Genomic DNA, 12,504 nt, shown 5'->3' with positions numbered 1-12,504 from the left:
CGGGATTTGCAATGTAGTCGTGTGTTCCGTGGAGTCTGGTCACGGCCCCGCTTTATCCACCCAGCCCGCCTCGCGGACCGCCGCCGCATGGCTGCGGCTGACCGGCACGCGACGGCCGTCGCGCAGGACCAGCACCAGCTTGCCGTCCGGCTTGCGTTCCACCCCGGCGACGGCCGCAGCGGCGACCCAGTGGGAGCGGTGGACCTGCATCCCGTCCAGCCCGGCCAGTTCCGCGATGGCGTCGCGCAGCCGCATCAGAATCAGGTCGCTGCCTTCCGCCGTGTGGGCGCGGACGTAATGGTCCTCCATCTCCAGCGCCAGCAGGTCCCGGCCGAGCCGCGCGGGCAGGCGGGCGAGGAAGGCAGGCTCCGCCCGCTCCGCCGGGGGGAATGCCGGCGCGTCGTCCGGGGCGGGCGGGGAAGGCGGCGGCGTGGGGCCGGCGAGAAGCCCGCGGTCGCGCAGTTCCAGCCAGACCGGAATGGCGGACACCAGCAGGGTGACGAGGACGACGTAGACGAACAGCTCCGCCAACCCCAGCGGGCGCAAGAAATCCATCCCGCGCAATGTCCGTTCAAGCAGCGCCACGGTCAGCGTCATCAGCGCCGCCACCGCCAGGACCACCCCGGCCAGCATGGCGCGCCACGCTCCCGCCCGCTCCCGCAGCCGATGGCCGGCGGCCAGGGTCAGAAGCTCGAAGGCGAGACCGCCCAGTCCGATCAGCCCGCACCAGTACGCCAGCCGCTGCGCCAGCGTCAGATCCGCGAAGGTGCCGAACGGACCCAGCAGGGTCAGCACCAGCGCGGCGGCCAGCAGCACCGGCAGGCGCCGGCCCAGCAGCCGGTGGCGGTAGGGCGTGCGAGGCTGCCCCATTGCAGGAACCTCCGTTTCACGCATCGTGAACCGCCGGTCCCGGCGTTTGGCGAAGCCGCAACCCGCCGGTCCCGCAGCGGCGGTGGCCCTCCGCCCGCTCCTTCAGGCATGGAAGGGACCGGCTCGGAAAGGCGACGGTTCGCCCACGGCGAAGGAAAGGGACAGGAAATGGGAGCCGCATGTCGGATCGGATCGGGGTTGGTCGGCGCGGTGGCGTTGACGCTCGCCGCGGCGGGAGTCTGCGCGGGGGAGCTTCGCGCAACCATCGGCAACGTCAAGCCCCAACAGGGCAAGCTGTGGGTCGCGCTGTATGACGGCGCCGACGCCTACCGGGCGGAACGGCGCTTCGCCGGGCAAATCCTGGAGGCGTCGGGGACGGAGGTGACGGCGGTTTTCGCCGGGCTGCCGGCGGGGCGCTACGGAGTCGCGGTGTTCCAGGATCGGAACGGCGACTCGGTGCTCACCACCAATCTGCTGGGAGTGCCGCGTGAGCCCTACGGCTTCAGCGGCGGGGCGACGGGCGGCGCCTTCGGCCCGCCGGCCTTCGATGCCTTCGCCCTGGAAGTGCCGGACGGGGGGACGGTGACCACCATGGTGCCGCTGACGGAGTGAGCCGCCGCTCCGGGCAACTGGAGCCGCGCCGTGGAAGGCTCCTCACGCGCTGGCGGAGCGGGCGGACTGTTCCAGCGACTTGATGTGGGACAGGCCGGGCAGGATTTCCGACTTCACGAACTCCATGCGCCGGTTCGGGCCGCCGCCGCCGCGGGCGAAGCGCGCCTTCCACAGGTCCATCTTCACCGCCAGACCGCACAGCACGCCGCCGATGGTGACGTGGTGGGAGGCGATCAGCTCGCGGATGGAATGGAAGGTCTCGGCGTTGATGTCGCGCCAGAAGTCCTTGGACCGGTTGTCGAAGCTCTCGAACCGCCCGGTGATCGAGGTGGAGATGTCGGTCAGGTCGCGGCTGATCTCGTCGAGCATGCGCATCTGCCGGGCGTCGCGCTTGACCTCGGTGGAGCTGCGGATCTCGGCCATCCAGGACAGGAAGCGCTGGATCTCCGGGACGATGTCGTCCAGGCATTTCTTGAAATAGGCCAGCGATAGGAAGATGTCGCCGTACTCCTCGAGGAACTGCGGGATCTCCCCCAGCTCGATGTCCAGCCGGTCGGCCATCATGCGCAGGTTGCGCAGCGCCTCGTCCCGGTTGGGGTTGGAGAACATACCGATGATGTCCTTCACGTCCTGGACCTGCATGTCCTCGGACCCGTAGACATACTCGACCAGCGGGCGCGTGAAGACGCGCATGTAGTTGGTCAGCTCCTCCTTCTTGCGGTCGGACAGGGTCAGCGACTCGACGCTGTTGACGTCGATGTTCATCCGGCGCAGTTCGATGCGGGAGGTGTAGACGTCGAAGCTGGAGGCGGCGGCGATCTTCTCGATCTTGACGAGGTCGCGCTCCACCTCCTCCTTGTAGGATTCGAAATAGGCGGTGAGGTGGCGCGGCGAGACCTGCCCGCTGCCGGTCTGGACGTCGTGGAACATCTCGACGACGGTCTGCAACCGCACGTTCTTGATCAGCCGGGCGTGCTGAAGCCCCGGCGTTTCCAACGGGATGGCCGACAGCGGCATGATGTGCAGCGCGTCGCGGGCCTCGTCCTCCCATTGCCTGCGCCGGCCTCCGCCCTGGGGACGTGCCGACTTGTCCCCCGCACCCTCGGCCACAGCCTCGCTGGTGTCTGCCCCGTCGCTCAATGCCATCTCCCCGCAAGCCGGCGCCCATCCGCCCGCTCGTCCACTTTCGAGGTCCCCCACAAGGATAGCGGGTTGAGGGGGGCAGGCAAGGGTTGAAGGGGGCGTCCCGGAGCAATGTCATAGCACCGGACGTACAGAAACGAAAAGGGCCGGTCCGCGGCGGACCGGCCCTTTCGCAACCTCCGGGGAGGTTTCAACGGACCGCCTGGGCGTCAACAGCAGGACGCCTCAGGCGTCAGCAGCAGGACGCCTCAGGCGTCAATGGACGCTCAGCGGCTCCATGTCGTTCTGGCGGACGGTGGCGAAGGCCACGTCGCGCTCGGCCAGCACCGTCAGAGGCGTGCCGTCGGCGGCGTGGACGGAGAAGGCCGGAGCGTCGTCGACGGTCACCGGCCGCACATAGGCCACATGGTCCAGCCCGAAGGTGGCGAAGTCCTGGGGCGACAGTTGGCGCAGGAAGGCCGCCTTGTCGGTGTCGAAGCTGTTCATGACGCAGTCCTTTGGACGAATCGGTCGAGGAGGTGTAGGCGACAGGCAATCGCGCTGGGCGACCGCCGAAACCGGTCAGGCGTCGCCGCGGTCGGGCGCGACGTCGATGGTCTGCGGTCCGGCGGTGCCGCTGGCGGCCTGGGCGGGCTGCTCGATCTTGATGGTGCGGACCTTCGGTTCCGGCAGGGGCCGCTTGAGGTCGATGTTGAGCAGGCCGTTGTCGAGCGAGGCGCCGACCACCTCGATCCCCTCCGCCAGCACGAAGCTGCGCTGGAACTGGCGGGCGGCGATGCCGCGGTGCAGGTAGATGCGCGAGCGGTCGTCGGTCTGGCGGCCCCGGATGACGAGCTGGTTGTCCTCGATCTGGACCGACAGGTCCTCTGAGGTGAAGCCGGCCACGGCCAGCGTGATGCGCAGGCCCTCGTCCCCGATCTGTTCGATGTTGTAGGGCGGATAGCCTTCCGCGGAATTCTTGGCGATGCGGTCCAGCGTGCGCTCGAACTGGTCGAAGCCCAGGAGCAGCGGACTGTTGAAGAGCGAAAGACGTGTCGTCACGGCGCATCCTCCTCGAGAGGCGAGCGAGTTGCACATTGGGCCCGTTTCCGGCGCCCGGCTGGCTGGCGGCCCGAAAGGGGAGGATCGGCGCCGCTCCGTCATAGATTGGGGTAGGCCGCCCGGCGGTCAAGGTTCGCCGTTGCGGCAAAGCGACCCCGCCCTTCGGCGGGGCCGCTCGGGCCGGGGACTCAGACGAGGGGATTGGCGGCCGGCGCGGTGAAGACGAAGCGCCGGCTGGACCAGTAGTTCCAGGCGAAGGTGACGGCGGTCGCCGCGATCTTGGCGACCAGCGGCGGAACGGTGGGGACCAGCATACCGACCACCAGTGTGGACAGCGCCAGCCCGACAAGGTTGAAGGCCAGGAACAGCGGCAGGCGGCGGGCCATCGGGGCCGCCTCCCGGCGCATGCGGAAGGTCCAGCTGCGGTTCAGCAGGAAGCTGCACAGCACGCCGGCGCCGTAGCCCACGGCGTTGGCGGCCAGGACGGGCGCGCCGGCCAGCGACACCAGCGCCAGGAACAGCGCGAAATCCACCCCGGTGTTCAGCAGGCCGACCAGGGCGAAGCGGATGGCCGTCCAGGGAACGCCCCGCCCCCGGCCTTCCGCGCCGCTCAACTGTTGGCCCCGCTCTTGGCCTCGATGCGGGAGAAGGCTCCGGCGGCCGCGGCGATGCCGGTTCCCAGATGCACCACGACGGGATCCGGCACGGCCTGCCCGCCGGCACCAGCGGCGGCCGCCTGGGCGGCGGCTTGGGCAGCGACCTGGGCGGCGATGGCGTCGGGATGGCGGGCGATGCGGTCCACCACGAACAGCGGCCGCTGTTTGGTCTCCATGTAGAGCCGGCCCAGATACTCGCCCAGCACGCCGAGGATCAGCAGCTGGGTGCTGCCAAGCACCAGCGAGACGACCATCACGCTGGTCCAGCCGGGCACCGTCGCGTGCTGCGCCCAGCTCACCAGCGCGTAGCCCAGCGCCAGCACGGCGCACAACGCGAAGAAGAAGCCGACGTAGGAGGCGGCGCGCAGCGGCTTGATCGAGAAGCTGGTGATGGCGTCCACCGCGAAGCGGATCATCTTGCCCAGCGGGTACTTGGTTTCGCCGACGGCGCGGGCCTGCCGGTCGTAGGGCAGCGGCTCCTGCTTCAGCCCGATCCAGCTCACCATGCCGCGGATGAAGCGGTGCTGCTCCGGCATGGCGTTCAGCACCTCAAGGGCGCGGCGGCTCATCAGGCGGAAGTCGCCGGTGTCCTTGGGGATCTCGATGTCGACCAGCCGGTCGAGCAGACGGTAGAACAGCGCCGCCGTGCCCTTCTTGAACCAGGTCTCGCCGTCGCGGGCCATGCGGGTGCCGTAGACCACGTCGGCTCCGGCGTCCATGCGGGCCATCATGGTCGTCAGCAGCTCCGGCGGGTCCTGCAGGTCGGCGTCGATGATCAGGATGCGCTCGCCCCGGCAGACATGGAGGCCGGCGGTCAGGGCGAGCTGGTGACCGTGGTTGCGCGACAGCCGTACCCCCGTCACCGCCGGATCGTCGCGCACCAGAGTGGCGATGCGGCCCCAGGTGCCGTCCCGCGACCCGTCATCCACCAGAATCAGCTCATAGCTCTCCCCGACCTCGGCGCGGCAGGCCGCGGACACCCGGCGGTGCAATTCGCCGATCCCCTCGGCCTCGTTGTAGCAGGGCACCACCACGGACAACCGCGGGGTCCCGGCAACGGCGTGCTGCATAAACCTTCTCCCGTCACCGCCTCCCGTCCGCACCCCCAGCCCGATGGCCGTTCCGCCGCCAGCTTTCACGGCGTGAAACCCAACGGAGGACCCCTTCGGGCGAGCGCGCAGACTCCGGGCGACACCGGCGCGGTACCGCCGGCATCCCGTTTCGCCAACGGGATCGCAGGCCCTTTTGCCTCGCCGGAATTCGGTACTAACCCGGTCATGCGCCCACCGCACCGGCCCGGTCGGCGGAAGTCCCCGGAACGTCACAGGCCTATGGCATTTGCGACGATTGCCGGTGCGGACGGGGTGCTTCGAAGGGCGTGGTGCAGCGCGAAGCGCGGGGCCTTTCACACGCCGGGGCACCGCCGCTCCGCCACCCCGGACGGCGATGCCTTGTGGGGTGCCTCCGACGGGTTGCCTATGACGGGCGACCACTTCCGGAGCGGCACGCCCCTTGCGTGAAAACGGCGAACGGGCGGACCGAAACGGAGCGGCATCCGCCCGTATGCCGGTAATGCGTCGCACGATGCGAATCCACGTCGCGCCGCACAGGCAAAATGCAAAACAGGACCGCCAGGAGGTTGCGATGGCCGGTGGGTTTGCGATGAACATGATTTCCAGTGAACTGCTGCTCGGGCTGGCGCAGAACATCGGGCTGTTCGCGGTCGTGGCGGTCGTCTTCCTGCAGATCCGCAGCCGCGCCGCCGGCTGGCCGACGCCGGTGGCCAACACCTTGCTGGGCCTGATGTTCGGCGGGGTGGCGGTGCTGGGCATGGCCGATCCGGTGCGGGTGGCGCCGGGCCTGTTCATCGACGCCCGCAACGTGATGGTCGGGCTGGCCGGTCCGTTCGGCGGTGCTCTGGCCGGGGCGGCGGCGGCGGCGGTGTCCGGAGCCTTCCGTTTCTGGCTGGGCGGGCCGGGAGCGTTGGCGGGGGTCACCTCGCTGGTCGGGGCCGGGCTGATCGGCATGCTGGTGGGGGCAGCGGCGCGACGGTCCGGGCGGTTCGGCAATCGGCATCTGGCCGCGCTGGCTCTGCTGGTGACGGTGATGGCGCCCTTCAGTTTCCTGCTGCTGCCGCCCGACATGGCGTACCGCATGTTCGAAACGACGCTGGTGCCGTTGAGCCTCGGAAACTTTCTCGGCACGCTGGCGCTGGGCACCTTCCTGCGCAAGGAACAGGAGCGCTGCGATCTCCAGATCGCCCTCACCGAAAGCCAGCGCCGCTTCGCCGCGACGGTGGCGAACCTGCCGGGCGGCGTGTATCAGCGGGTGCTGACGGTGGACGGCCGGCTGCGCTTTCCCTATTGCAGCCCCGGCTTCTTCCAGGTGATGGGCCTGCCGCCGACCGAGCGGGTGACGCTGGAGGCGCTGAACCGCATCCTCCATCCCGAAGACCGCCCGCGCCTGTTCGCTTCGATCCACGCCTCCGCCGAGACGCTGGAGCCCTGGAGGCTCGAATACCGGATCATCTGGTCGGACGGCGATGTCCGCTGGATCAGCGTCTCCAGCCGCGCGGCGCGGCGCGACAACGGCGACATCGTGTGGGACGGCATCGTCACCGACGTCACCGAGACCAAGCGCAACGAGCAGGCCCTGATCCAGGCCCGCCTGGAGGCCGAGGCGGCCAGCCGCGCCAAGGCCGAGTTCCTGGCGACCATGAGCCACGAGATGCGCACGCCGCTGAACGGCATCCTGGGCTTCGCCCGCCTGCTGCTGGACGAGGACCTGACGCCCCGCCAGAACCACCACGCCCGTCTGGTGCGCGACGCCGGGCGGTCGCTTCTGACGGTGATCGAGGATGTGCTGGACTTCTCGCGCATCGAGGCGGGGCGGCTGGCGCTGAACCACACCTCCTTCGCCATCCGCGACCTGATCGCCAACTGCGCGGCGGTGCTGCGGCTGGAGGCCGAGGCGAAGGGGTTGACGCTGCACGCCGCCGTGGCGCCGGACGTGCCGGACTGGCTGCGCGGCGATCCCGACCGGCTGCGTCAGGTGGTGCTGAACCTGCTGGCCAACGCGGTGAAGTTCACCGAGCATGGCGACGTCGGCGTGACCGTCGTGAAGACCGCCGACACCCCCGCCGGTCCGCATCTGACGATCAGCGTCGCCGACACCGGGATCGGCATCCCGCAGGATCGGCAGGGCCAGCTGTTCCAGCGCTTCAGCCAGATCGACCGGTCGCGCGGGGGCACCGGTCTCGGCCTCGCCATCAGCCGTCGGCTCGTGGAGATGATGGGCGGGACGGTCGGGGTGCAGAGCCAGGCGAGCGTGGGCTCGACCTTCTGGTTGTCGCTGGTGCTGCCCGAAGCCGATCCGCCCGCCGGGAGCGGCGCCCCTTGCGCGGCGGAACTGCTGGTCCATCGCCGTCCGGCGCGCATCCTGCTGGCCGAGGATCTGGCGATGAACCGGGAACTAACCGTGGCCATGCTGCGCGGCGCCGGCCACCGCGTCGATACGGTCGCCGACGGGCGGCAGGCGGTGGCGGCGGTCCAGCGCGAAACCTACGATCTCGTGCTGATGGACGTGCACATGCCGGAGATGGACGGTCATGCCGCCACACGGGAGATCCGCGGCCTGCCGACGCCGGTGGGGAGCATTCCGATTCTGGCGATGAGCGCCAGCGCGTTGCCCGAGGAGGTTCAGCGCTGCCGCGACGCCGGTATGAACGGCCACATCGCCAAGCCGGTGGACCGGGCCGCCATGCTGGACGCCATCGACGAAGCGGTGGGCTGGTCCGTCCAGGGCGGCCGGGCCGCCGAGCACCCGGACGGCGCGGCGCGGCGCGGCGCCATGTTCGAGACCTTCGCAGCGGTGGAGCCGATTCCGCTCCGTCAGCCGCTCGACCGCGCGATGCTGACCCGGCTGTCCGACGAACTGGGGGAGGAGGCGTGCGCCCGTCTGGCCGCCGCCTTTCTCGATGAACTGCCCCAGCGGACGAGCCGCCTGCGCAAGGGCAGTGAATCCGGCTGCCCATTGGCGGAAGCGCAGGCGCTGACCGCACCGGCGGCCAATCTGGGGCTGGTCCGTCTGGCGTCCGCCTGCCGAGCGCTCAGCGCCGCCCTCCGCGCCGGCCGCCGGCACGAGGCGGAGGGGCTGGTCGGCAGCGTCCTCGACGCCGCGGAGGAAGGGGCGGATGCTCTGCGCGACGCGCTGCTCCCTGGACCGGGAAGCAGCCGTTTCAAGTCTCTTGCGAAGGATATCGTCCGGACGCCATAATTCCCATGTGCGGCAACTTTCTCTCCTCCGGCGTGCGCCGGACCTGGCGGACACCGGCAATGGACGAAGCTTTCTTGACGGCGGAGGGACACGCCGCGGCCCCCCGCACGCGGCTGCGGACCTTGCTGACGACCATCGTCGGGGTGATCGCCCTGTTCGGAGTCGGCCTGTGGGGGGCCGCCACCTGGGCCGACCGCGACGAGGCGGTGAGCCACGCCCGTGACCGGACGCTGAACGCCGCCCGCCTGCTGCACGAGCATGTGCGCCGCACCGTTGCCACCAGCGATCTCGTGCTGCAGCGCGTGGACGACCGGCTTCGCCCGCGGGAAGTGGAGACGCTCGGGCGCGACCTGCCGCTGTGGCAGGAACTGCGCGCCATGGCCGATGCCATGCCGGAGGTCAGCGCCATCTGGATTCATGACGCCGCCGGCAACGGGCTGCTGACCACACGCCAATTCCCGGTGCCGTCCACGAACAACGCGGATCGCGCCTTTTTCCAGGCTCATCGCAACGGCGAAGCGTTTCACATCGGCGGGATGATCCGGGGCCGGCTGTCCGCCAAGCCGACCTTCACCATCAGCCGCCGGATCGGGACGGTGGAGAACTTCCAGGGCGTCGCCCATATCGCCCTGGACCTCGATTATTTCCGCTCCTTCTTCGAGGGGCTGAACATCGGCCGCGGGGGCGCCGTCGCCCTGTACCGCGAGGATGGGACGCTGCTGTTCAACCTGTCCGGCCAGGACACCGGCGCGTCGCCGTCCGCGGCACCGGTTAACGTGCCGGTGGCCACCCGTCCGATGGACGAGGCGCCGCGGGCCACCGGCGGCACGATCTTCAGCCAGTCTCCCGTGGACGGGTCGGAGCGGATCATCGCCAACCTGCGGGTTCAGGATCTGCCGCTGATCGTGCAGGTCGGCATGTCGCGGGACGAGGCGCTGACTCCCTGGCGTGAGCGCACGATCCACGGCGGCCTGCTGGTTCTGCTGGCGGTGGCCGCTTGCGCGGGGCTGGCCATGGCGGCGGCGCGCAGCCTGTCGCGCGAGGAGGTGGGGCGCCGCCGGCTGGCCGAGACGAACGCCGACCTGGATGCCACCGCCCGCAGCCTGGAACAGGCCAACCGCGCCTTCGCCGGGGCCAACCGCCGGCTGAACCTGATTCTGCAATCCGCGTCGGAAGGCATCTGCGGCGTGGACCGGGATGAGCGGATCACCTTCGCCAACCCCGCCGCCTGCGCGCTGACCGGCTACAGCAACGAGGAGATGCTGGGCCGCAGCCTGCATGTGCTGCTGCACCACACCCGCGCCGACGGCACGCCGGCGCCGACCATCGACTGCCCGGTCTTCGAGGTTCTGCGCACCGGCGAGGCTCGGGGCGGCTCGGAGGACATCTACTGGCGCAAGGACGGCACCAGCTTCCCGGTGGAGTTCGCGGCCTCCCCCATGCTGGAGGACGGCCGGGTGGAAGGGGCGGTGGTCGTCTTCCATGAGATCGCCGAGCGCAAGCGGGCTGAGGAGGCGCTGCGCCAAGCCAAATCCGTGGCCGAGGCGGCCAACCGGGCCAAGAGCGAATTCCTGGCCAACATGAGCCACGAGATCCGCACGCCGATGAACGCCATCCTGGGGTTGGTCCACCTGCTCCAGCAGACCGACCTGTCGACGCGCCAGCGCGACTACGCCCAGAAGATCCGCGTGTCGGCGCAGTCGCTGCTCGGCATTCTCAATGACATCCTGGACTTTTCCAAGGTGGAGGCCGGCAAGCTGGAGCTGGAGCGGGTGGAGTTCCGTCTGGACGACCTGCTGCAGAACCTCGCGGTGATTGTCGGCGCGGCGGCGCAGGACAAGGACATCGAGGTTCTGTTCTCGGTTGGGCCAGAGGTTCCGCTCGACCTCGTCGGCGATCCCTTGCGCCTCCAGCAGGTGCTCATCAACCTCGCCGGCAACGCCATCAAGTTCACCGAGGCGGGGGAGGTGGTGGTGTCCGTCCGCGCCGTCGAGGTGACGGAGGAGCGGGCGGTCCTGACCTTCTCTATCCGAGACACCGGCATCGGCATCGACGCGGAGCAGAGGGAACGGCTGTTCCAGGCCTTCAGCCAGGCCGACAGCTCCACCACCCGGCGTTACGGCGGCACCGGCCTGGGGCTGGCCATTTGCACGCGGCTGGTCTCCCTGATGGGCGGCGCCATGGATGTGACGAGCGAACCGGGCCGGGGCAGCGATTTCCATTTCACCGCCGTTTTCGGAAACGCCGCCTTCGGGAACGCCGTCTTCGGGCAAACCGCTTTCGGGAACGCCGGGCGGGCGGAGGAGCGTCCGTCGCGGCTCCGCGCCGTACCGCGCGGCCTGTCGGTGCTGGTGGTGGACGACAATCTCACGGCGCGCGAGGTGCTGGGCGAACTGGTCGTCTCCTTCGGTTGGCGGGCCTCGCTCTGCGCGTCCGGGCCGGAGGCGATCACGGAGCTGGAGCGTGCGACCGCCGCCGGGCAGCCCTACGACATCGTGCTGATGGACTGGAAGATGCCGGGGATGGACGGGCTGGAAACCTCCCGCCGCATCCGTGACGACGGGCTTGTGAAGGCGCCGGTCATCATCGTGGTGTCCGCCTTTGGGCGTGAGCGGATGGGCGCCATAGCGGGGGATCCGGGAACGTCGGATTTGGGCCTGAACGGCGCGCTGGTTAAGCCGGTCACCGCTTCCTCGCTGCTCGACGCGGTGATCGACGCCTTTGGACGCGGTGCGGAGGACGCCTCGGCGGAAACCTTCCGGCTGCACCCCTGCGCCCCGGTCCCCGCAGGCCTTCTCCACCCGCCGCATCTGCGTCCTCTGTTCGGGCACCGCCTGCTGCTGGTGGAGGACAACGGGATCAGCCAGGAGGTTGCCCGCGAGATCCTGGAGCGCGCCGGCGCCCGTGTGACCCTGGCCGGCAACGGGCGTGAGGCCGTCGCCCGCGTCGAGGAGGCGAATCCGCCCTTCGATCTCGTCCTGATGGACGTGCAGATGCCGGAAATGGATGGATTCGAGGCAACGCGCCGGCTGCGCGCCCGGCCCGCCGGGCAGGGTCTCCCGATCATCGCGATGACCGCCAGCGCCCTGCCGTCCGACCGCCAGCGCTGCCTGGACGGCGGTATGGACGACCACATCGCCAAGCCGATCGACGTGGAGCAGCTGTTCTCCGTGGTGACCCGCTGGCTCGGCCAGCCAATGGCGACGCCCGGCATGCCGCTGCTGCCCAAGGCCGTGCCGTCCTATGCGCGTGGTGCTCTTCCTGCCGAGCTGCCAGGCATCGACGTGAAGGACGCGCTGCACCGCCTGGACGGCGACGTCGGGCTGTTCCGCAAGTTCGTCACCGAGTTCGCCCGGACCTACGGCGGCGCGGCGGACGGCATCGCCGCCGCCCTGGCCAGCGGCGATCTGCCGCGGGCCAAAGCGCTGGGGCATGAGCTGAAGAGCCTGGCGGGCAACATCGGCGCGCGGACGCTGTCCGCCGCCGCGGACGCGGTGCAGGTCGCCGCCTTCCGCGGAGACGGGGCGGCGGCGGCGGCGCAATTGCCGATTTTGCGCGTGGAGCTGGAGGCGGTGCTGGACTCCGCCGCCCGGCTGGCCGTGGCGCCGGGGCAAGCCCCCGGCCGTGCCGCCGACCTCCCGCCGGGCGGTGGCGGTCCGACGATGGACATCGCTGCTCTGGAGCCCATGCTGGAGCGTTTCGCCCGCCTGCTGCGCGACAGCAACTTTGCCGCCGCGGAGGAGTTCGTCGTCCTGGCGCCGCCGCTCGCCGACTGGATCGATCCGGCGGCCATGAAGGCGCTTTCGTCGGCCGTCGACGGGCTCGATTTTACAAAGGCTCAAGGAATCTTGCGCAGGATCACCCAGGATCTCGGCCTGTCCCTTCCGGCCGACTGATCCGCTTCACA

The 12,504-nt window shown here is 69.9% G+C and carries 9 protein-coding genes; 3 read left to right on the top strand and 6 right to left on the bottom strand.

From position 1 onward, the window contains the following. Nucleotides 1-39 precede the first annotated feature (39 nt). Nucleotides 40-870 carry a LytTR family DNA-binding domain-containing protein gene (locus AMK58_RS12745; protein WP_236778130.1) on the bottom strand — a complete coding sequence of 277 codons (831 nt, stop codon included), beginning with the start codon at nt 868-870 and terminating at the stop codon, nt 40-42. A gap of 168 nt (nt 871-1,038) precedes the next feature. Here AMK58_RS12745 and AMK58_RS12740 point away from each other — a divergent pair, with 168 nt between their 5' ends. Beyond that, a complete protein-coding gene (locus tag AMK58_RS12740; RefSeq protein WP_158283114.1) occupies nt 1,039-1,482 on the top strand; it encodes a DUF2141 domain-containing protein in 444 nt (147 codons plus the stop codon). Nucleotides 1,483-1,524: 42 nt separating this feature from the next. Here AMK58_RS12740 and AMK58_RS12735 read toward each other — a convergent pair whose 3' ends face one another. The 5 genes from AMK58_RS12735 to AMK58_RS12715 all read right to left on the bottom strand — a co-directional run bounded on the left by AMK58_RS12735 (nt 1,525) and on the right by AMK58_RS12715 (nt 5,392). Then, complete coding sequence (locus AMK58_RS12735; protein WP_035671054.1) at nt 1,525-2,622, bottom strand: hypothetical protein; 1,098 nt, start codon at nt 2,620-2,622, stop codon at nt 1,525-1,527. Nucleotides 2,623-2,880: 258 nt separating this feature from the next. Then, nucleotides 2,881-3,111 carry a DUF1150 family protein gene (locus AMK58_RS12730; RefSeq protein ID WP_035671030.1) on the bottom strand — a complete coding sequence of 77 codons (231 nt, stop codon included), beginning with the start codon at nt 3,109-3,111 and terminating at the stop codon, nt 2,881-2,883. Between the two features lie 75 nt (nt 3,112-3,186). Then, a complete protein-coding gene (locus AMK58_RS12725; protein WP_014239222.1) occupies nt 3,187-3,666 on the bottom strand; it encodes an Hsp20 family protein in 480 nt (159 codons plus the stop codon). Nucleotides 3,667-3,854: 188 nt separating this feature from the next. Beyond that, the gene (locus AMK58_RS12720) at nt 3,855-4,280 is read right to left on the bottom strand and encodes a GtrA family protein (RefSeq protein WP_051140070.1); all 426 of its coding nucleotides are present in this window, start codon (nt 4,278-4,280) and stop codon (nt 3,855-3,857) included. Further along, nucleotides 4,277-5,392 carry a glycosyltransferase family 2 protein gene (locus tag AMK58_RS12715; protein WP_035671033.1) on the bottom strand — a complete coding sequence of 372 codons (1,116 nt, stop codon included), beginning with the start codon at nt 5,390-5,392 and terminating at the stop codon, nt 4,277-4,279. The genes AMK58_RS12720 and AMK58_RS12715 overlap by 4 nt, the downstream gene beginning before the upstream one ends. Nucleotides 5,393-5,966: 574 nt before the next feature. Between AMK58_RS12715 and AMK58_RS12705 the strand changes: the two genes are divergently transcribed. Continuing rightward, on the top strand, nt 5,967-8,597 hold the full coding sequence (locus tag AMK58_RS12705) for a hybrid sensor histidine kinase/response regulator (protein WP_158283115.1): 2,631 nt from the start codon (nt 5,967-5,969) through the stop codon (nt 8,595-8,597). 59 nt (nt 8,598-8,656) lie between these two features. After that, complete coding sequence (locus AMK58_RS12700) at nt 8,657-12,493, top strand: response regulator (protein ID WP_035671040.1); 3,837 nt, start codon at nt 8,657-8,659, stop codon at nt 12,491-12,493. Nucleotides 12,494-12,504: the final 11 nt, after the last annotated feature.

Source organism: Azospirillum brasilense, assembly GCF_001315015.1.
In the GTDB taxonomy this organism is placed as follows: Bacteria; Pseudomonadota; Alphaproteobacteria; order Azospirillales; family Azospirillaceae; genus Azospirillum; species Azospirillum brasilense.
The sequence above is the reverse complement of the archived record's forward strand: the minus strand, read 5'-3'. Positions and strand labels throughout refer to the sequence as shown.

Coding starts and splice junctions, on each gene's coding strand:
- AMK58_RS12700 (WP_035671040.1), top strand. CDS start 8,657: ATGGACGAAGCTTTCTTGACGGCGGAGGGACACGCCGCGGCCCCCCGC.
- AMK58_RS12730 (WP_035671030.1), bottom strand. CDS start 3,111: ATGAACAGCTTCGACACCGACAAGGCGGCCTTCCTGCGCCAACTGTCG.
- AMK58_RS12745 (WP_236778130.1), bottom strand. CDS start 870: ATGGGGCAGCCTCGCACGCCCTACCGCCACCGGCTGCTGGGCCGGCGC.
- AMK58_RS12740 (WP_158283114.1), top strand. CDS start 1,039: ATGGGAGCCGCATGTCGGATCGGATCGGGGTTGGTCGGCGCGGTGGCG.
- AMK58_RS12705 (WP_158283115.1), top strand. CDS start 5,967: ATGGCCGGTGGGTTTGCGATGAACATGATTTCCAGTGAACTGCTGCTC.
- AMK58_RS12715 (WP_035671033.1), bottom strand. CDS start 5,392: ATGCAGCACGCCGTTGCCGGGACCCCGCGGTTGTCCGTGGTGGTGCCC.